This window comes from Bifidobacterium sp. WK041_4_12 (assembly GCF_041080795.1).
GTDB classification, from domain to species: Bacteria; Actinomycetota; Actinomycetes; order Actinomycetales; family Bifidobacteriaceae; genus Bombiscardovia; species Bombiscardovia aquikefiricola.
The window spans coordinates 720,112-740,416 of record NZ_CP129674.1; the positions used below are offsets into that span (position 1 = coordinate 720,112).

The window sequence follows — 20,305 nt, forward strand, 5'->3', positions numbered from 1 at the left end:
GAGCGTGCTGTCAGATGCGCCGCATATTATTCGAGGGCGTCGAGCTCCTTACGCAAGGCTTCAAACGCAGCAATTTTCTTTTCGCGCTGTATATCCCTCAGCTTCAACACGTCGCTCGTCAGAAATCGCTTCTGCTTACCGACTCTGCTGAACGTCGTATCATGTTCCTTCGCCCATTTGAGGAAGGTTGGACGGGAAACGCCAAGCATATCCGCTGCTGTGTTGGCCGACACTTCTTCCGGTGTTGTGGAAATGGAAATACGAGTGCCTTTTCCGAGTGCTTCTAGAATGTTGAGCAACAACTTGGAAAGCTCATGAGGCATTTCAATGGTTTTCCCATTGGCCATAAGAGCGAGGTCAGAGCGAATGTCTCCAACATTGTTCATTACCTTGGTAACATCTTGCGCCATTGCCTCGTCGTCAACGAATAGCTCTAAAGCATCAGTTTTATCTAGAATCTCCATGATGAGTATCCTTTCTATGCAATTGTGATGATTCCAATCTGCCTCTTCTAAAGGAGCGCAATCTGATATCTCATACCCATCATTTTCGTGTTGCAGATATAACTGTAACCCTATTACTAGAAAACAGCAACTGATTTCGTTGCGGAGTGACTCCTCCACGCAGTCAAGAAAAAAGCGGTTTCGTGCCGAAGCATGAAACCGCATATTGTCGGGGTAGGGGGATTTGAACCCCCGGCCTCTTCGTCCCGAACGAAGCGCGCTACCAAGCTGCGCTATACCCCGTACAACTTGTCAGATGTTACACCGATGCATGCCCAAACTCCAACTCGCGCGCGATTGCATGGGCACAGTGAAGGCGCTGTTGGGGTGCTGCTGGGGTGCTGCTGGGGTGCAGCTGGGATACAACGAAGCTGCAACGAAGTCGCAAACAAGGTGCCACAAGGGGTATCAGCGAGATGCAATCAAGATACAGACAACGTGCAATCAAGGCGCAGGCAACGTGCAATGAAGATACAAACGAGCCGTGGCTTACAAAGATTCGCGACTTTCATGGCATCAGCGGCCCGGAACGGGCATCGCTGACGTACACTCTGCTCGTTACAATATGGCCATATGACCCAGAACAGCGATTCCGCACCAGTCCGTGAGACTGGCAAGCATGAGGATGCAACCCAGGAAGCAATGAATACAACAGATTTAGCAGGCGCAACAGCGAATGATTCTCGGAGCGCTGAGGCAGATCAGGCCCATAAGACGCAGCAATCAGAGAAGTCCGTGCAATCAGAGAAGCCTGTGCAGTCCGAAGAGCACGAGCAGTCCGAGCAGTCAATGACAACCGTCGAACGTGCTGAACTCCTTCTCAAGCAGGATGAGGCAATTCGCGACAATATCGATCAAGGCCAGGAGCTTGATGCGGCCATAGATCCGACCAACAAGGAATTTGGCGCACAAGCCCACCCTGAGCAGGTGCAGATGCGTGTGGCAAAGCGCGCGTTGATGATAAAAGAAGGCATCGAGCCTTACCCGGTGCATCTCGACGTGACTGACACCATCGCTGCCGTGTGCAACAAGTATGAAGGCAAGCTCAAGCCGGGAGAAGAGACGGAAGACGTCGTCGGCGTCGCAGGGCGTGCGCTGTTCATCCGCAACGGTGGTGGATTATGCTTCGTCAAGCTTTCAGCAGGCGATGGAACCACGTTGCAGGGCATGATTTCCAAGCGTGAAGTCGGTGCCGAATCCTTGAAGCGATTCAAGCAGCTTGCCGATCTGGGCGATCACCTCTATATCCGTGGCCGCGTTATCGCTTCCAAAACCGGCGAACTCTCCGTATTCGCGACGGATTGGGCAATCGCCGCAAAAGCTCTGCAGCCACTGCCTGCACTGCATAAGGATCTGAACGAAGAGCAGCGCACTCGCAAGCCATACATCGGCATGATTGCCGATGAACATATGCGTGACATGGTTCGCAAGCGTTCAGCCGCCGTCGCTTCGCTGCGTCACACCTTTGATCGTCACGAATTCTTGGAAGTCGAAACACCTATGCTCCAGACCGTGCATGGTGGAGCGGCTGCTCGGCCCTTCGTCACGCATATGAATGCCTTCGACATCAATCTATTCCTGCGCATCGCGCCAGAACTGTTCCTCAAGCGCTGTCTTGTCGGCGGCATCGAGCGTGTCTTTGAAATCAATCGAGATTTCAGGAACGAAGGCGTAGACGGCACTCATGCGCCAGAATTTACGATGGTCGAGGCGTATCAGGCATATGGAACCTATGACACCATTGGCGCTTTGGTGAAGGAACTCATTCAAAACACTGCCAGGGAAGCCTTCGGCTCCACGAAGGTGACCTTGCAGGATGGCACGCCGTATGACTTCGGTGGTGAGTGGAAATCCATCACGATGTATGGTTCGCTTTCCGAGGCTTTGGGCGAAGAGATCACCCCCGAGACGAGCGTCGAGCATCTGCGCAAGATTGCCGACAAGCTGGGTCTGGAGCAGGAAGCGGCAGAGAACCACGGCAAACTGGTCGAGCATCTGTGGGAGCACTTCTGGCAGGACAAGCTTTATGAACCCACATTCGTCCGTGATTTCCCGGTTGAGACTTCTCCGCTGGTCAAGTCGCATCGCAGCATTCCAGGCGTTGTCGAGAAATGGGATCTGTACGTCCGTGGTTTCGAGCTGGCTACCGGATATTCCGAATTGAACGATCCTGTGGTGCAGCGTCAACGCTTTGTAGAACAGGCAAAAATGGCCATGCAAGGCGATGTTGAGGCCATGGATATTGACGAGGACTTTCTGGAGGCGCTCGGCGTGGGCATGCCTCCTGCAGGCGGCATGGGCATGGGTGTCGATCGTCTGCTGATTGCGCTTACGGGTGCAACGATTCGTGAGACGATAACCTTCCCGCTGGTGAAGCCGCTGAACTGAATGCTTCCCGAATGGGCGTGCGGGCAGGCTCAAGCGAGGAAGTCAGAGAGGGCAATGCAATGACAGGATCGTCGGTATCTGAATCAGAGAACGCGAATCATTGGGGCACTCCTTCGCTGTGGGTGCAGGCGTTTCGACCGCGGACGCTGCCCGCAAGCATTGCGCCGGTGTTTGTCGGCATCGCGTCTGCCATTCCTGTGTTTCGTGAACTCCGCACATGCGTGGACATCTATCCGAAGCCGCATCAGTGCGTGGTGAATGAGCAGATGTACCAACAGGCGATGGGTCGTTTCTGGTATGTTGCCGTGGCATGCGTTGTGGTGGCGCTGTTCTTCCAGATTGCCGTGAACTTCGCGAACGACTATTCCGATGGCATCCGTGGAAGCGACAGTGAGCGTAGCGGCGAAGAACAGGCCAGCGACAAGCCCCAACGTCTTGTCGCCAGCGGTGTTACACCCACATATGTTGTTGCGGCCGCAGCGATTTCAGCGTTGATCGCCGCGATTGCAGGCATCGTCGCCATCGTGCTCACCGGCCATTACTGGTTCCTTCTCATTGGTGTGGCATGCCTGGCGGCGTGCTGGTTCTATACGGGTGGCAAGCATCCATATGGATACATCGGGCTTGGTGAGCTTTCGGTCTTTCTCTTCTTCGGTCTCGCAGCAACCTTGGGCACGCAATATCTGCTTGCCGGAGCAGTGGACTGGACGGGAATTCTCGGCGCGATCAACACCGGCTTGCTTTCCAGCGTGATGCTCATGGTCAACAACATCCGCGATATCGACGATGATCTGATCTCGGGCAAACGTACTTTGGCCGCAAGGCTTGGGCACACGTGGGCCGAGCGTTCCGTGTATCTGATGCTGGTGATTCCAGTCGCCACGGTTATCTTCCTGGCGATTACTTCAATGCTTTACAGCCGCCTTGGGTGGCTTGTCGTCATTCTCGCGTTGCTGAACGTGACGTGTGCGACGATTGCGGTGCGCACATTGCATAGTTCCAATCCGCATAAATTCGGCAAAGCCCTGGCATTCAGCGGCTTCATACTGCTGAGCTATGCCGCTGTGCACGTTGTCGCCATGCTGGAATTTCTGTAGGGAAACACCTTTGTCATGCACTCTGACGGTCATAGTGTCCCCTTACAATAGCGTGGTATGACATACAAACTAGTTCTGCTCCGGCATGGCCAGAGCGCATGGAATAAAACCAATCAATTCACAGGCTGGGTCGATGTTCCGCTGACCGAGCAGGGTGTACAGGAAGCCAAGAATGGTGGCGAACTGCTTGCCAAGCGAGACGTTCTTCCTGACATCGTCTTCACCTCACTGCTCAGAAGAGCAATCAACACGGCAAATTATGCCTTGGATGCCGCAGATCGCCTTTGGATTCCTGTGAAGCGTTCATGGAGACTCAACGAGCGTCATTATGGTGCCTTGCAGGGCAAGGACAAGAGCCAGATTCGCGAGAAGTACGGCGATGAGCAGTTCATGACATGGCGTCGTTCTTACGGCACCCCGCCACCAGAAATCGATCCTGATGACGAGTTCTCGCAGGATGGCGACCCACGATATGCGGGTGAGCCAGTTCCAAAGACCGAGGCGCTTTCCAACGTCGTTGAGCGTGTGACGCCATATTGGAAGAATGAGATCATTCCTGAGCTCAAGGCCGGGAAGACCGTGCTGATTGCCGCCCACGGCAACTCGCTGCGCGCAATCGTCAAGATGCTTGACGGTCTGAGCGAAGAGGAGATTTCCAAGGTCAACATTCCTACAGCCATCCCATTGCTGTACGAACTTGACGAGAACTTCAAGCCGGTCAAGCCACGCGGTGAATATCTTGACCCAGCTGCTGCCGCCGCAGGTGCTGCAGCCGTTGCAGCGCAAGGCCAGCAGAAGTAACAGATTCCATAACGATAATGTCCCTTTTCAGATCATTGTTTTCAGATCATTGAAAAGGGACATTTCTGTTTCTGTTGCTACTGCTGTTGCTAACTCAGTCGGGATCCTGCTCGGTGGAGTTCTCTGGCTCCTTGGATGGATCGAAGCCCGAGACGATATAGACGACGCGACGAGCCGCAGAAACGGCATGGTCGCCAAGGCGTTCCATGAAGCGGGCGATCAGAACGAGGTCAATGACCTGCTGCTTCGAACCGGACCAGTCTTCGGCAAGTGCCAGATCGAAGGTCTGATGATGCAGCTCGTCCAGCTTGTCGTCATCGATGATGATCTGTTCGGCTGTGGTTGCACTGCGATCGGACATCATATTCACCAGACGGTCGGCTGTCATCGTGAGAAATTCCTGCATCTGAGTGAACAGATCCGTGCATTCGGGTGGCAGAGTGGGCTGCGGGTAAGTTCTGCGAGCTGTCTCTGCAATATGGCGGGCCAGATCGCCCATGCGTTCAAAGGTTGCTGCGAGCCGTAGTGTTGATACGATAACACGTAGATCGGTGGCCACTGGGCTTTGCTTGGCGAGCAATCTGATGCACTGCTCGATGATGCTCGATTCGAGCGCATCGATTTCGATATCGCCATCGATGACTGTTTGGGCTGCTTCAATGTCCGATTTAAGAAGCGCATCTCCGGCGCCGTTAATAGCCTTCCGAACGTCCTGCACCATGTGATCGAGATCGTCGGAGACTTGTGCAAGCTCCTCGTTGAAAATTACGCGCATGTCGTATGCCTTCCTGGATTCTGGTTCTCCCTGCAACAGTTTATTAGTCTAGCGGTTAATATTGCTACACGCTTCAACAAATGACACCAGAAGTTCGCCTTGCGTTCATGTGTAGAGCATGCGAATATCATGTAAACTGTGTGTGCCCAGCATTCATGACATAGTTTCGAGCTGTGAGGCAACGCAATCTCGAATATGCATGGCTTCTGGATTCAACGGCATCTCGAGGGGAATTCGGTGATGAATGCATTGGTGAAGCAGCTCATGAAAGTGCGTATGTGGCGGGGTATGGGCAAGTCGGGCGAGTATGAGGATTCCTCCGAAGAATCCGATGATCTTGATGAATCTACTGCCGCCTTGCTTTCCATGCTGCCCAACGCGTCGATTGTCGTTGACCGACAGAATGAGGTCGTCAGATCCAGCCCCCAGGCGTATATGCTCGGAGTTGTTGCGAATGACGAAATCATTCAGCCGCGCGTTCTTGAAGCCATCGATCATGTTCGCGAGTCCGGTGGCAAAACCAAGTTAGACTTGGAAACTCAGACGCCACAGGAATTCTTGGGTGTGGCCGAAGATCTGGTGGACTCAGCTGTTCCGTCTGAAGAGGAGCGAAAGGGATCGCTGGCGCACGCTCACGCGAGTTCGAATGCCGTCAAAGCGGATGAACTTCAGGCGACCTCGCGCCCGAATTGGTTGAAGATAACCGTGGGCAGAATCAATCGTGACTTTGTGGTCGTGCTGCTGGCAGATGTCAGTGAAGCGATACGATTCGCCCAAACACGAGACTCCTTTATTGAAAATGTTTCCGAACAACTGTTGCAGCCTACGTCTGCATTGTCCCAACTCTCGCTCGATCTTGAACACGCCAATGGTTCCAGCCCCGAGGTTCGCAAGGACGCAGAGCTGGTGCGCAGGCATTGCAGCCATCTTGAGCATATGGTTGCCGATTTGATGCTGCTGATGAAGGCGCAGGAGCCGATTGTCGCCAGCGACAACAATAGAATCAATCTGCTTCAGCTCGCCCGTAAAGTTGCAGAACAGCTCAGAAGCAAGGCCGATGCCGAGGATATTGCGCTCCATGTTGGCGGTGATGCGGATGTCACGGTTAACGGAGACAGCCAGCAAATCAAGGCGGCGCTCGTTAAACTCGTTGAGAATGCCCTGGGCTACTCGTCATCTGGCTCGTCGGTCAACATTGCGGTTTCGCAGAGCAAGGACGGCGAACATGCTCTGCTTCGCGTGCTGGATCAAGGTATTGGTATCCCTAAAGACGAGCAGCGACAGGTTTTTGAACGCTTCTATCGAGGCACACATCAAACCGATGCCACACACGAAGGCATCGGACTGGGGCTGGCAATTGTCAAGCATGTGGCGCTTACGCACCATGGATCGGCAACCGTGTGGAGTTCGCAGGGTCACGGCAGCACCTTCAGCATGGTTTTCCCACTCGCCCCGCAGCACATGGAGCAGTAGTAGGACGCATCCAGGAAGTGGGCATCCCGAGGCCTGTTATGAACGAGTGGGGTCTACTCGGCGAGCCTGCGATAATTCCAGCGATTGAAGAATTCCCATATCAGCAGCAGAACGCCTATCGCCACGCCCGACGCGCTCACACCGATGGCGGCCTTGGCATCAACGCCACAGAACTCGAGAATGATGAAGCATATGAGAGCTGCAAACCACACGAGTGTGCCCGTGAGGAATATCTTTCGCAAATCAACTTGCACCGGCTTCGGTGACGGTCTGCGCGCTTTCTGCGAAAAAATTGGTGCAAGCTTCATGCCATTCAGTGTATATCTCGGGGTAACCTTGACGGGTGTCGTACATGAGTATGATGCGATGAAGGGGAGGTGCCGTTGTATCGAATCGAAGCCGTTCCCAAGCATTATGCCTGGGGTTCCAGAACTCGTCTGCAGACGATGTTTCATCTGCACTCAGGCGGGCAAAGGGATGAAAGACTTGCAGAAATGTGGTTCAGCGGTCATCCGCAATCGCCGTCACCTCTGGCCTTGCCAACAGGCGAGAAGCATGATCTGCTCAGTGAGATTCACGCCGATCCGGTTGCGATGGTGGGGGAGCAGGCATCGCAGGAGTTTGGCCCGGTCATGCCCTATCTGTTCAAGATCATTGCCGCCGAGATTCCTCTGTCGCTTCAGGTTCACCCAGTGGATTTTGAGGCTCGGGCTGGGTTCAACCGTGAGAATGATTTGGGTATCGCCCTTGATGCGTCTGAGCGCTCGTTCAAGGATTCGCTGGCTAAGAACGAAATGCTGGTGGCGCTTGAACCATTTTCGGCTTCAGTGGGCTTTGCAGCGCTGAACGAGCAGCTGCGACTCTTGCGGGCAGTCGATCATCCGGTCGCCCGGAGCATGGTTCATGCGCTGACGGCGCGGACTTTTCACGTCGGCCAACCCCCACAGGAATATGCCGCCTCCGATGTGATGATGCCCATGTCTTCGATTGCCTGGCCAGATTCCCGCAGACGCATTTTTCGTGCCTTTCACGTTGCCATCACAGCGCCCCCGGTCAAGGCAGGCTCTCTTGAGGTGGCGCTGCGCCAAGCACTTGACGGTCTTCCTGAATTGGGAAAGACAAGGGCGGAGGCGGCATTGCATAACGCCATCGAGGCGGCCCAGGCTTTCGAAACGGACGCTTCGGTACTGTGTCTGTTGATGATGAATCCGGTTGAGCTGGCGGAAGGCGAGTCGGTATACATTCCTGCAGGATTGCCGCACGCATACATTCACGGCACGGCTGCCGAGATCATGACCAACTCCGATAATGTGTTGAGAGCTGGGATGACGGTGAAGCATAAGGACATCGCGAATCTTCTGCACAGTCTGAACTGTCAGCCCGCGACGCCCATCGACCCTTCAAGTTCGGCATTCGCGGCCCTGGCCATTCAGGATCTGATCACCTACCGTCCGAAGATTTCTGAATACATGCTTGCCTATGGACGCGTTGACAGTGCTTCTGGAGCGTGGCCCATCACGGGCAGGCTTATTCAGCGCTACGGTGAGCTGATGCAGAAATATGGCCCGCAGCGGCTGCAACTGCCTTCGAGTGGGCCTCGCGTGCTGCTCTGCACGGAAGGCTCGCTGCTGTGCACGACGGATCGTCAGCGTGTAAAGCTTACGCAAGGCGAGGCCGTGTTCATTCCGGCCGAGGACGGCCACGTTGACATTGGCGTGGATACCAGTGAGACGGTGAACACTGCTGGGGCGGGCGCTGCTGGGTCGAGCGCTGAGGTGTCTGTGGCCTCACATGGTTCGTATCTCTTCGCCTCGACCCCATTCTGATCTTCCGCGCATGCTACTGCACTCTCACATGTGGGCAACGACGTAATCTACGCAGTTGAGCAAGGCCTCGACGTCGCGAGGTTCAACAGATGGGAATACGCCGATGCGGAGCTGGTTTCTGTGCAGACCTCGGTATCCGGAAACGTCAACGATGCCATTCTGACGCAGTATGCCGATTATCTGGTCGACGTTAATCATGTCGTCAACGTCGATGGTCGCCACAGAGTGGGAACGAGATTCGGCATCCTTCACAAAAGGCTGCACGTAGGGGACTCTTTCTGCCCAATCGTAGACGAGGGATGCCGACTTGCTGCATCGTGCAGTTGACCATGCCAGACCGCCGTTGTCGTTAAGCCATTGAATCTGGTTGTTCATCAGGATGAAGTTACCGATGGAGGGCGTGTTCAGTGTCTGATCCTTGCGGGAATTGTTCAAGGCCTTCGTCAGCGAGAGGAATGAAGGCACCCAGCGCGTGGCACCGTCGAGCTTTGCCGCCTCTTCGATTTGGCTGGCTCGTTCAATGGCCGCAGGCGACAGCATCGCGAACCAAATGCCGCCTTCTGAGCCGAAAGCCTTCTGAGGTGAGAAGTAATACACGTCGGTCTGTGAAATATCGATTTCGATTGCACCGGCGGCGCTGGTGCCATCCACTATGGTCAGCGCAGACTCTGGAAGACCCTCGGGTGCGGTCTGCAAGCCCTCGATGCGCCTGACGGGTGCGTTGACTCCGGTGGATGTTTCATTATGCGCCCAGCAGTAGGCATCGACGCCTTCTGTGGGTTTCGGCAAAGTATAGGTGCCTACGGGCGACTCGTATATCACCGGCTCTTCGAGAAATGGAGCATTGGCCGCGCAGTCTGCGAATTTTTTCGTGAACGAGCCGTAGACGCCAAATGCCGCCTTGCGATTGATCAAACATGCGCATGCCATATCCCAGAACGCTGTCGAACCGCCATTGCCAAGCGCGATCTCATAGCCGTCGGGAAGATTGAAAAGCTCCGAAAGCCCATCCTTGATTGAGGAGACGATATGCTTCACGGGTGCCTGACGATGGGAGGTACCAAGAAGGGTCTTCCACTCGCCGGACAGCTCGGTCATCTGATCGTGGCGGATTTTGCTAGGCCCGGAGCCGAAACGGCCATCTTCTGGCAGAAGTTTCTCAGGAATCGTCAAGTTATTGGTCATACCGCCAACCCTAATCAGACCGATGGATTGGACTTCAGCGTGTCGCGGAAGAACTTTCGGGCGTGTGTTGCAGTAGGGAAATGTGTTGAAAAGGTATTGATTTTCTTGATTTTTTGAAGCTTGAGGCTTCCTTGCCAGCATTCGGCGTCACAAGTTGGTAACCCATTTCGATTGGACGTTCGACATAGTGTAGTTGTATTCTCATGTATTGGAGTCATCCAACAGGGTGCTTGCAACAGATTTTCGTAGACGTTCAGGAGTCGTATCAATGAGACATGCTTCGCATGGCAAAGCCTCGTCCGAAGTTTTACGCAATGTAAAAACTTACGGTGCGAGACACTGTGCCGCTCATAGCGCAGCGCATCGTGTCAGCCGCAAGGCGCATGGGTCTCATTCCTCCAGAGCCTTCGCACAAAGCCATTCTTCGGCAGTGCAGCTCATTCCAGCGCTTGCTTCCGGTACTTCACTCAATCTTTCACAAATCGAACTGGCAGTAACCACACGCCTCAATCAGATGTCACCCGTCACCCGACGATCCTTCAGAGAAGCCGCTCGACGCAAGACACGAAAGTCCCAAATGATGGCGGGAACGGCACTCGCGGCCTTGTTCGGAACAGCCGCAACCGCAATGGTTGTGCTCGGGCCCAATGAGCAGACTTTGGTGGCGCATGCGTCACAGACCTCAAGCTCACAAACGATTGCCGGCAGCGCAAAGGGGACATCGCAAGAGGACGTATCGCGATCCGAATCCCGCGCCGCATTGAATAAGGAAGCGGTGTCAACCAACGGTGGCGCTGGTTCATGGTCTATGAGCGATGACACGGTTGATGTCTCCCAGCTTTCTCGCTCCAAGGCTCAGAATTCGACAGTCGCCAATCTGATGGATGCCGATGCATCGGCCGTTCCTGCCGGATTCAATGCCGATCATGCAACTGGAGACAGCGGCAATGCCTATGAATTCAGCCAGTGCACCTGGTGGGCATATACGCGTCGTCATCAGCTTGGGCTGCCGGTTGGCTCGCATTTCGGCAATGCGTATCAGTGGGCTGCTTCGGCCAGGGCATTGGGCTATTGGGTTGATAACACACCGAGGCATGTGGGCGATATCATAGTCTTCGGCCAGGGTCAAGAAGATTCGTCCTCTGCGTATGGGCATGTAGCCATCGTTGAAAAAATCAATGCGGATGGATCAATCGTCACCTCGGAATCTGGCGAGGTCATGGCCGGCAAGACTTATTCCAGAACACTGACCAACGTCAATAACTTCCAATACATCCACTACTGAGTTGACCTGCTTTAGTGCCCCAGATTTTGGATTTCGTTGTGAATTGTGTTGTGAATCGACCATTGTTTTGAGCTATTCAAGACTAAAGTACATTCCACTCGTTTTTTGGAACTGGAGTTTGAGAGATCATCTTCATGTGATAATGTGTCATTTTGATGAAGATAACTAGGAAATCTATAGCAATTGTTGTGGCGACAGCTTCGGCAGCTTCTATGCTGTCATTTGCTGCGCCCGTTGCGGGGGCAGCGACCAACACAGCCGTGACTTCTTCACGTTCATTTCCCAAGGTGAATGCGCCGAGAAAAAACCTTCTTGCTGAATCAACTTCTACCAATGTGGAGAAGAACAGCAATTGGGGCGGCTTGGAATCAATGAGTGTTCCCAAGACCCAGTCCACAGCAGAGAAAGATGCTGCTGCAAAGGCTCAGCAAGAGGAACAGGAACGGGCAGCAGCTGCTGCTGCCGCCGCTGCGTCTGCTGCTCAGCAGTCAGAGGCTGCAAGTCGTAGCGCCGCTCGTACATCTACAAGTACTTCGACTGCCACGACTCAGCAGTTCACCGTAACCCCTCCGAATGCCAAGACTGCCGCTGCATTGGTGTCATACGCCAATCAGTTCATCGGCCAGGTTCCTTATGTATACGGTGGTTCGACCACCAGTGGTTGGGATTGCTCCGGCTTCGTCATGTATGTGTATGCTCAATTCGGTATCAGCCTTCCTCATAGCTCTGGTGCACAGGCGAGCGCAGGAAGCGCGGTTGCAAGCCTTGCCCAGGCTCAGCCAGGCGACATCATCGCCAACGGTGCCCACGCCGGCATCTATATCGGCAACAACATGGTAGTAAACGCATTAAATCCAAGCGCAGGAACGACCACCACTCCCGTGAGCGTCGCCTTCACCGGCTCCTACTCAATTCGCCGACTCCTTTAGCATGTGGCGGAGTTCATTGTGAACTTGCCGCAGTATGAAAACGCTTACATCGACGTATATGACCCCATTTTTCTTCAAAAATGGGGTTTTATACTTTGTCGAGTTCACAATGAGCGCAGACTCTGCTTTTCGGGCATGCTCGAAGAGTCGAAATTCACCTGATACCATCGACACAGGCCACAACATCGAAGGCAAAGGGGAGAAACAGCGATGTTGATTGGTTGGAAAACGCCGTTTTGCAACATCCGGCGGTATTCTATTGGTAGAACGTGCCTAGCAGCCGTTCACTAACCCAAGGAGGTCGTGATGGTTAACGACAAGGCAATACTCGTCGGAGTTGACGGGTCAGATGCAAGCTATAAAGCCACTTGGTGGGCCGCAAACTACGCCAAGCATGCAGGTTTGACGTTACAGATCGTATGCGCATACTCACTTCCCAGCTATGCTGCCGTTTCGTTCGATGCAACGTACACAGCGCTCGGTGATGACAACGCAGCCCATTCAGATGCACAGGAGATTCTTTCACGGGCGAAAGCAATCGCCGATGAACAGGGAGTCGAAGCAGCCACTTTGATCGTCACTGGCGACCCTGCTTCCGTATTCGTTGAACTCTCTCGAAACTACAACCTGATTGTTATCGGCAACAGAGGTAAGGGTGGTTTGGCGGAGAGGCTTTTGGGCACAACGAGCTCAAGTCTTCCTGCATACGCATACTGCCCGATTGTCGTGGTTCCTTACACCGATGATGACGGAAATCTGATGCATTTGAACAACACGATTGCGAAGATCGCTGTTGGTTCGGATGAATCAAAGTGGGGACTCAAAGCTTTGGAAATCGCTGCAGGGTTCGCCAATGGCTGGGGAGCTGAACTGAACGTGCTCTCTGCCGTACCAAACATTGATGGACTCACCGGATCTGATTCACCCGAAGAGCGTGGAGTCATGGAATCGTATATGGAAGATTTGGATGCGCGCATCAAGCCATTGCAGGTGCTCTATCCGAACCTCCGCATCTACAAGTCAATCGTTCCCGGTTCCGCAGTCAACGCGCTTACCAAGGCAAGCCACAACTACGACGTGGTAGTGGTGGGTTCTCGTGGCCGTGGCGGATTCACTGGCCTGTTGCTAGGCTCCACAAGCCAGGGCCTGCTTCAGCATGCCGTATCACCTGTATACGTGGTTCCTCGCAAATATGTTGAGGCTACCGAATCCGGCGATAAGAACAAGCAGAGCGCCGCCAACATGACGGCGATGTCACTTGATCAGATAAGCGGTGTCGAAAGCGTTGACGTCGAGAAGGCGAAGCCAGAGCAGATTCGCGATATCGAGGAGCATATCGATCCTTTGTACAAGGACTGAGATCAGGCAACGAGATTCGTCTTCTGCACACAACGGATTTCGTCAGAACATACAGTGATGGCCCAGAGCTTCACGCCTCTGGGCCATCACTGTATTGCACGGTCGCCTTCAAGGATTGTGCAGAGCCTGTACTTATAGAACCGTGCTCACAGACCTATACTCATCAACCCGGCATTGCCAAGAACTTGCCCCGAACTTGTTGCGACTTGTTGCTTGTTGCTCAGTGACGAACCGTAACGTTCAATCGAACCGGTTCTTCTCGTTCCAGGCTGTGCTTGACGGTGCAGGACTTGTCAATGTGGCGGATGATGCGTTCCTTCAACTTAGCTGCATCTTCATCGCTTAGGTCCGCATCGGTTGCGTCGACGGTGAGCTGCTCGTCAAAGGAGAGGAATGCGTCATCGTCGTCATCATATGTGCCGTCAACCACGATGTGAGCGCCCTTGCCCTCGCCAAGCGCGCTTTCGACCGCGAAACTGCTCGATAGCGCTCCACAGGCTGCCAGAGAAATCTTCAGCAGGTCACCTGGAGAGAAGAGGCCCTTGCCTTTGCCAAACTTGGCATGAGCGCCGTCTTCAGAGAAAGCGTCCCAAGAACCGTCCTTGTTGCGTTCCACCCATAGTCTTTTTCCCATGATTCCTCCTATTACCTATTGCTACTGCTGCTGCATGCGGCTGCCATGACCACATGCACTTCGTCGAAGATCGTTGTTCGGGCTGGTGCAGGGCTACAGAACGATGAAGATTTGATCCTTCAGTCGTGTCGCACAATTGTTTCTCACAATCATGTTCAACAATCGTGCCCAACAATCGTGTCGTTCAATCACATCGTTCAGTCGCATCGCTCACTACAACAATCTATCGTCTTGCGTCGTCATTCCTACGTTACGCTTCAAGCTTTTCCGAGGGGCGTTCCGGCGCATAGATTAGATTAGTGCCTATGGCCTTATCGCAATCGCAACTTGATGACATTCGAACACGCATACCGCGCCCAAACTCGACAGACATCCCCACTCCCTATGAGGATTTGCTGAGGAAGATACTGGAAGAGGGAGCTCTGAAATCGGATCGCACCGGAACTGGCACGATTTCGCTGTTCGGTCAGCAGATGCGCTTCGATATTCATGATTCATTCCCTCTGCTGACCACGAAGCGCGTGTTCTTCCGTGGGCTTGCGATGGAGCTGCTCTGGTTTTTGAAAGGTTCCAGCAATGTGCACTGGCTTCAGGAGCATAACGTTCACATCTGGGACGAGTGGGCAGATCCGCAGACAGGGGAGTTGGGACCGGTTTATGGCGTCCAGTGGAGAAGCTGGCCGGCACCTACCGCAGATAATCCAAATCGAACCATCGATCAGATATCAAACGTGCTGAAGCTGATTCGCACCCAGCCTGATTCGCGACGCATGATCGTGAGTGCCTGGAATCCGGCCGAAGTAGAAAAGATGGCGCTGCCCCCATGCCACGCATTGTTCCAGTTCTACGTTGCTCAGGGCCGTTTAAGCTGCCAGCTATATCAGCGCTCCTGCGACATGTTCCTCGGCGTACCCTTCAACATCGCCTCGTACGCTTTGCTGACCCGCATGATTGCACAGCAGACAGGTCTCGAACCAGGGGAATTCGTATGGACCGGAGGAGACTGCCACATCTATGACAACCACATTCCTCAGGTTTTGGAACAGCTTTCGCGCGAACCATACCCTTACCCTCAGTTGGAGCTCGACAAGGCACCGTCACTGTTTGCATATGAGTACGAGAATTTCCATATTCTCAACTATCAGCACCACGCAACGATCAAGGCACCGATTGCGGTCTGAGGGACTTATTAGCATTGTGCAGACAGGCAATAAGGAGCGATGTATAGATGGAGCACGAGAGTAGTAGCCATAACGGCTATCACGAACCCAAGCCCGGAAGAGCCGGGCGATATGATCACGAAGACGACTGGAACGATCCAGAAGAGTCCCGTAACGATCATCATGATGGCCGAGTCTCGGTCAATCTGATTTGGGCACAGGCAACGAGCAAGAATGGTCGGCAGGCTGCCATCGGCTTTCAAGGTGGCATGCCGTGGCATCTTTCTGAGGATTTGAAGCGTTTCAAGGAACTTACCGTTTCCCATCCGGTCATCATGGGCAGAAGGACGTGGGAATCGCTTGGTGAGCGACACCGCCCTCTGAAGAACAGGGATAACATCGTAGTTTCCAGAAATGTTCATTATCATGCCGAGGGAGCAACGGTCGTTGAAGACATTGATGCGGCGCTGACGATAGCAAACCAGGAGTCTATTCCTGATGACGGCATTGATCGCAGTGAAATATGGGTTATCGGCGGTTCTCAGCTTTTCCAGGCGGCGTTGCCTCATGCAGACAAGGCCTATGTAACCGAGATACGCGCCGAGGTGGAGGCAGACACATTCGCACCGGATATTCTGCAGCTTGTCGATGCCGGTCTGTGGCGATTGGACAATGAAACCCCATGGATTCAGCCTCACGATGTGACGAACGAGATATCAGACTTTCGTTTTGTGCAATACGAGCGAGTGCACTGACTAGAGGCATCTGGCGCAAACGCATGGCTGGGCTTGGTGAGCGCTGGGTTTGGTGAGCGCTGGGTTTGGCACGTGTGTGAGCAGAGCACGTGTGTAAGCAGAGCTAGGAAAGATTGAAGTTGTATAAGGAGATTGAAGCATCACGATGACCGCAGAGCAACATCCCTATACGGTAATGACAGTGTGCACGGGCAATATCTGCCGTTCCCCCATGGCTGAGATCATTCTGAGGCATTTCTTCGAAGAGCGTGGCCTGGATGCTTCTCAGGTGCGTGTGGAATCCAGTGGCGTCAGCGACGAGGAATACGGTAACCCGATTGACAGGCGCGCTCAGCGTGTGCTGAAGGAAAGAGGGTATGAGATTCCGCGCGAGCACTTCGCTCATCGCATCACGCACGAAGAAATCGAAGAGTCGGATCTGCTGCTGCCGATGACCGCTGCCCACAGGCGTGCCTTGCTGCGTCTCTTACCGGAGAACAAACGCGCTGAGGTGCATCTCTATCGCAGCTTCGACCCCAGTCTTCCAACACCTGCTCGCGGACATGATGATGAACTTGATCTTGTCGACCCTTGGTATGGGGGTCCTCACGAATTTGAAGTCGCCATCGACCAGATCGAAGAGGTCGCGCCATACATCGTCGCATGGGTCGCCAGCAAGCTGCAATAGGCTAGGTCTGCGCCCTTGTATGAAGGTCTTGTGGGCTAAAGCTTCTCTACCATGCGACCTGTGACGTCGTGCCTTCGTCTGATGGTGAGGCTTTCCGACTTGGCGCTTTTCGCTGAGGAGTGCAGTATTGCGGATGTGACTCTGCCCATTGTTCGAACTGGCGTGACAGCCTCACATTGTTTCGCACAATGCGTGCTATCGGCATAATTCCCAGGAATGCGAAGGCGCAAGCGCAGAGCAGTGTGACGGCGAGGATTGCCAGACGCGGCCCGATTGTGTTCGGTGCAAAGCTTGCGCACAGCAGTGCCAGCAGGGCTATGAAGGAGTACAGCGTTCGCTTTGCAAGGATGCCGAGACTTCGCGAATTCTCGTTCAGCGTGGTGAGAAGCGCTATTTCACTATCCAATTCCTCTTCGCTCAAACGATGAGGCTGAACCTTCCAATCGTCATCTGTGGGCAGCACCTGATCTGCATGGTGATATCGCAGTTGTTCTTTTTGCAGATTACGCAGGGCAGTGGATGCAGAATACTTGGGACGATATTTCATCGCGAACCATATGATGACGCCCACGCCGACCAGAGTCAGTATGAACATTGTGGCGATGTAGAGATAGGTAAACAGCATAGGAACAGTGTCTCAGCTTGCTGCGACGGGAATCGCTGTGTGCCGGTATCGCTGCGGGGTCGATAACACTGTGGGACTGATAATGCTGCGGGGCCGATATCACTGCGGATTGGAATGACTCGTACGTATCGCGACATGAAGACAGAGCATTGAGCTTACAGAAATTTCGAAGAATGTATATTAATTAAAGCTACTAAGATTTTTGTAGTTGCTCGTTCGTCGTCTCGAAATGTCAGGAGGTAGTCATGGCGCATGGTGAGGCTTCAGTCTCGTATGTCAGGACTGCGTCGATTGCTTGCGATGGGTTTCTCGCAGCCATTGACATCATCGACCGACGGTGGAGCAGTCTCGTGATACAGGCAATAGCCAAGGGATGCCGAACGTTCTCGCAGATATCCTGCTATTCAAACAAGATCAACGATTCCTCATTGTCGAAAAGACTTAAGGAACTCGAAGAGCAGGGGATAGTGAAGCGAACGATTGTGGACACCAGACCACCCAGAGCCATGTATCACCTTACGCAATCAGGATTGGAACTGGTTCCCATCCTCGATGCGCTCACGGAATGGGGCAATCGGAATCTGCTTGATCAGTCAGATTCCAGCGGCAACGCAGATTCGTGAGGCGCGTCGCAACACGTTCATTTTTTGGATCACAGTGGAGGAGAAGGAGAACAAACGATGTCATCAGTTACTGCGGGGCAGGCTCTTGCCAAAGTGCTCGAACGATGGGGCGTTGATCATGTCTACGGCATTCCTGCCGATTCGATCAACAACGTGGTGGAAGGCCTGTGGAAGGAACGTGAGGGGATACGTTTTATCCAGGTTCGCCACGAGGAGGCCGGAGCTCTGGCCGCTGCCGCCGATGCCAAGCTCAATGGCACGATTGGTGTGGCATTCGCCTCGGCAGGTCCCGGTTCCGTGCACATGCTCAACGGGCTGTACGATGCCAAGATGGACAATGTTCCTGTGCTGGCCTTGGTAGGGCAGGTGACCACGCGATTCCAGAACACTCATTTCTTCCAGGAACTCAGCGAGATCCCCATGTTTGCAGATGTGGCCGTATATAACAGGCAGGTTTCCAATGCTGAGCAGATTCCAGCGGTGATCGAAGATGCGATCAAGGCGGCCTATACCAAGCGTGGGGTTGCCGTGGTGATACTCCCCGAAGACCTTACCGGCACGACGATTGAATATTCAGAAACCAGAACCCCTGTGACTTCGCGTGCGCAAGTGAGCTACATGCTGGATCAGCACGAGCTTGACAGGGCATCGGAGGCAATATTCAAGGCCGAAAGGCCGGTGCTGTGGATAGGGCAGGGCATGAAAGGCAAAGGCGAGTCGGTGATGAAGTTCGCCGAACACTTCCATATGCCCGTCATCTCCACTGCGCCCGGGACTGGCGTTGTTCCACAACTGTGGCCGAATTATATGGGAACGCGAGGGCGACTCGGTGACAAGCCCGCCTTCGAAGCTTCGCAGCTCGCAGACCTGATACTGTTTGCCGGCACCAACTATCCTTTTGGAAGGTTCATGCCTCGTGACAAGACCATCATTCAGGTAAATACCAATCCTTCTGATATCGGCAATCAGCTCGAAGCCAGCATCGCCTTCGTCGCTGACGGCGCTCAGGTGCTTGATGAGCTGGTGAAGCGTTCTGGCAATGATGTGGCGCAGGTGTCGCTTAAGGCACAGTCCTTCGAAAAGGCTGCTCAATTGAATCGTCAGAATTGGCTCCGATGGCTTGACAAGCTTGCGGACGATGATTCCCATGGTTTGGCGGCGGAGTCAGTGATTCGAGAAATCGGGCGCAATGCCTCTGATAGAGCCATTTTTAGTCTTGACGTTGGCAATAACACGGCATGGTCGTTGCGGCAGCTTCCCTTTGAGCAAGATCAACGCTTCACGATGTCGCCGTGGTACGGGACTATGGGCTACGCCGTTCCTGCGGGTCTGTCTGCTGCCGTATCGCATCCTGACCGAGACGTGTGGACCATATCAGGGGATGGTGGGTTTGCCATGGTCAATCAGGAAATCCTGACCGAGGTTCGATACAAGCTTCCTGTGGTCAACGTGGTGCTTGAAAACAAGGCGTTCGGCTTCATCAGGCACGAGCAGATCAAGGGAAAGTTGGGCTTGTATGGAACCGATCTCGAAGGCGCAGACTGGGCTGGGATGGCGCGCAGCTTCGGAGCAATCGGCCTGACTGCCACCGACAATGCTTCGCTCAAGGCGGCATTCGTCAAGATACGTGAGTATAAGGATGCTGGTGATGCACGGCCTATTGTGCTTGATGCCAAACTTCCCTATATCGATCCGATAGATACGTCGTTCATTCCCCTTGATGAGAAGAAGTTCGGGGTCGGGGCGGCTGATGGGTTCCGCAAGCTGTACAACTTGGACGATGAGCCGTCACTTGCCGAGATTATGGATGACGAAGCCTGATTTTCTTCGTGCATGAGTCTGAAATATGGCAGATTCGTGCATGATTATCGAGTTTTGTTGCCTTTATTCGGTATACCCGGAGTTTTTGTCTGTTCTGGTCTTAGAACTTCAATGATTTTCAACGGTATATTCGAATAAAGGCAACAAAACTCGACGTCACTCATCATTTTGGGGTCTTTTAGGGCTGAGTGACGGGTTTTGGGCCCGGAATGTCGTGGCGAAAAGCGGTGGTTCATACGCAAAACCCTCATCCAGAGGCGATGGCCATTGGGTGAGGGTTTTTCAGTGGTGGCTCCGAGCGGCATCGATCCGCTGACCTAGCGATTTTCAGTCGCTCGCTCTACCAACTGAGCTACAGAGCCAGAGAACAGTTGAAAAAACCCGGATAAACCGGGCTTT

At 53.7% G+C, this 20,305-nt stretch carries 19 protein-coding genes and 2 tRNA genes; 13 read left to right on the plus strand and 8 right to left on the minus strand.

Features of this window, described 5'->3' with window-relative positions; all coding sequences use genetic code 11:
* Positions 1–26: 26 nt before the first annotated feature.
* On the minus strand, positions 27–464 hold the full coding sequence (locus QN215_RS03160; RefSeq protein WP_369344669.1) for a helix-turn-helix domain-containing protein: 438 nt from the start codon (positions 462–464) through the stop codon (positions 27–29).
* A 208-nt stretch (positions 465–672) separates the two neighbouring features.
* Positions 673–746 (minus strand) — tRNA-Pro (locus QN215_RS03165).
* Between the two features lie 546 nt (positions 747–1,292).
* Between QN215_RS03165 and lysS the strand changes: the two genes are divergently transcribed.
* The 3 genes from lysS to QN215_RS03180 are packed head-to-tail and all read left to right on the plus strand — an operon-like array spanning position 1,293 to position 4,789.
* Complete coding sequence (lysS, locus tag QN215_RS03170) at positions 1,293–2,891, plus strand: lysine--tRNA ligase (RefSeq protein ID WP_369345042.1); 1,599 nt, start codon at positions 1,293–1,295, stop codon at positions 2,889–2,891.
* Between the two features lie 11 nt (positions 2,892–2,902).
* The gene (gene menA / locus QN215_RS03175; RefSeq protein ID WP_369344670.1) at positions 2,903–3,988 is read left to right on the plus strand and encodes a 1,4-dihydroxy-2-naphthoate octaprenyltransferase; all 1,086 of its coding nucleotides are present in this window, start codon (positions 2,903–2,905) and stop codon (positions 3,986–3,988) included.
* Between the two features lie 57 nt (positions 3,989–4,045).
* Positions 4,046–4,789, plus strand: coding sequence for a phosphoglyceromutase (locus tag QN215_RS03180; protein WP_369344671.1), 744 nt, complete (start codon positions 4,046–4,048; stop codon positions 4,787–4,789).
* A gap of 94 nt (positions 4,790–4,883) precedes the next feature.
* Here QN215_RS03180 and phoU read toward each other — a convergent pair whose 3' ends face one another.
* Positions 4,884–5,564, minus strand: a complete 681-nt coding sequence (gene phoU, locus QN215_RS03185) for a phosphate signaling complex protein PhoU (RefSeq protein ID WP_369344672.1) — start codon at positions 5,562–5,564, stop codon at positions 4,884–4,886.
* A gap of 264 nt (positions 5,565–5,828) precedes the next feature.
* Here phoU and QN215_RS03190 point away from each other — a divergent pair, with 264 nt between their 5' ends.
* On the plus strand, positions 5,829–7,037 hold the full coding sequence (locus QN215_RS03190; RefSeq protein ID WP_369344673.1) for a sensor histidine kinase: 1,209 nt from the start codon (positions 5,829–5,831) through the stop codon (positions 7,035–7,037).
* A gap of 53 nt (positions 7,038–7,090) precedes the next feature.
* On the opposite strand, the gene QN215_RS03195 is transcribed toward QN215_RS03190, so the two are convergent.
* Complete coding sequence (locus tag QN215_RS03195) at positions 7,091–7,345, minus strand: DUF2530 domain-containing protein (RefSeq protein WP_369344674.1); 255 nt, start codon at positions 7,343–7,345, stop codon at positions 7,091–7,093.
* A 69-nt stretch (positions 7,346–7,414) separates the two neighbouring features.
* Here QN215_RS03195 and manA point away from each other — a divergent pair, with 69 nt between their 5' ends.
* Entirely contained in the window at positions 7,415–8,863 is a 1,449-nt protein-coding gene (gene manA / locus QN215_RS03200) for a mannose-6-phosphate isomerase, class I (protein WP_369344675.1), read from the plus strand.
* A 24-nt stretch (positions 8,864–8,887) separates the two neighbouring features.
* Here the strand turns inward: manA and serC are convergent, their stop codons facing one another.
* Positions 8,888–10,048, minus strand: coding sequence for a phosphoserine transaminase (gene serC, locus QN215_RS03205; protein WP_369344676.1), 1,161 nt, complete (start codon positions 10,046–10,048; stop codon positions 8,888–8,890).
* Positions 10,049–10,316: 268 nt separating this feature from the next.
* On the opposite strand from serC, the gene QN215_RS03210 reads away from it, so the two are divergent.
* The 3 genes from QN215_RS03210 to QN215_RS03220 all read left to right on the plus strand — a co-directional run bounded on the left by QN215_RS03210 (position 10,317) and on the right by QN215_RS03220 (position 13,621).
* Positions 10,317–11,333: a CHAP domain-containing protein gene (locus tag QN215_RS03210; protein WP_369344677.1), complete on the plus strand. Its 1,017-nt coding sequence runs from the start codon at positions 10,317–10,319 to the stop codon at positions 11,331–11,333.
* A 155-nt stretch (positions 11,334–11,488) separates the two neighbouring features.
* The gene (locus tag QN215_RS03215; protein ID WP_369344678.1) at positions 11,489–12,262 is read left to right on the plus strand and encodes a C40 family peptidase; all 774 of its coding nucleotides are present in this window, start codon (positions 11,489–11,491) and stop codon (positions 12,260–12,262) included.
* A 306-nt stretch (positions 12,263–12,568) separates the two neighbouring features.
* Entirely contained in the window at positions 12,569–13,621 is a 1,053-nt protein-coding gene (locus tag QN215_RS03220) for a universal stress protein (protein ID WP_369344679.1), read from the plus strand.
* A 220-nt stretch (positions 13,622–13,841) separates the two neighbouring features.
* On the opposite strand, the gene QN215_RS03225 is transcribed toward QN215_RS03220, so the two are convergent.
* Positions 13,842–14,255 (minus strand): OsmC family protein, encoded by a 414-nt coding sequence (locus QN215_RS03225; RefSeq protein ID WP_369344680.1) that lies wholly within the window; start codon positions 14,253–14,255, stop codon positions 13,842–13,844.
* Positions 14,256–14,560: 305 nt separating this feature from the next.
* On the opposite strand from QN215_RS03225, the gene QN215_RS03230 reads away from it, so the two are divergent.
* The 3 genes from QN215_RS03230 (at position 14,561) to QN215_RS03240 (ending at position 16,837) form a co-directional block, all read left to right on the plus strand.
* A complete protein-coding gene (locus tag QN215_RS03230; RefSeq protein ID WP_369345043.1) occupies positions 14,561–15,436 on the plus strand; it encodes a thymidylate synthase in 876 nt (291 codons plus the stop codon).
* A gap of 47 nt (positions 15,437–15,483) precedes the next feature.
* Entirely contained in the window at positions 15,484–16,170 is a 687-nt protein-coding gene (locus QN215_RS03235; RefSeq protein WP_369344681.1) for a dihydrofolate reductase, read from the plus strand.
* Positions 16,171–16,315: 145 nt separating this feature from the next.
* Positions 16,316–16,837 (plus strand): low molecular weight protein-tyrosine-phosphatase, encoded by a 522-nt coding sequence (locus QN215_RS03240; RefSeq protein ID WP_369344682.1) that lies wholly within the window; start codon positions 16,316–16,318, stop codon positions 16,835–16,837.
* Positions 16,838–16,883: 46 nt separating this feature from the next.
* On the opposite strand, the gene QN215_RS03245 is transcribed toward QN215_RS03240, so the two are convergent.
* Positions 16,884–17,462, minus strand: a complete 579-nt coding sequence (locus QN215_RS03245; protein ID WP_369344683.1) for a hypothetical protein — start codon at positions 17,460–17,462, stop codon at positions 16,884–16,886.
* 245 nt (positions 17,463–17,707) lie between these two features.
* Between QN215_RS03245 and QN215_RS03250 the strand changes: the two genes are divergently transcribed.
* Together QN215_RS03250 and QN215_RS03255 are read left to right on the plus strand one after the other, a co-directional pair.
* Positions 17,708–18,085, plus strand: a complete 378-nt coding sequence (locus QN215_RS03250) for a winged helix-turn-helix transcriptional regulator (RefSeq protein ID WP_369344684.1) — start codon at positions 17,708–17,710, stop codon at positions 18,083–18,085.
* Between the two features lie 57 nt (positions 18,086–18,142).
* A complete protein-coding gene (locus QN215_RS03255; RefSeq protein ID WP_369344685.1) occupies positions 18,143–19,906 on the plus strand; it encodes a thiamine pyrophosphate-dependent enzyme in 1,764 nt (587 codons plus the stop codon).
* A 286-nt stretch (positions 19,907–20,192) separates the two neighbouring features.
* On the opposite strand, the gene QN215_RS03260 is transcribed toward QN215_RS03255, so the two are convergent.
* Positions 20,193–20,268 (minus strand) — tRNA-Phe (locus QN215_RS03260).
* Positions 20,269–20,305 lie beyond the last annotated feature (37 nt).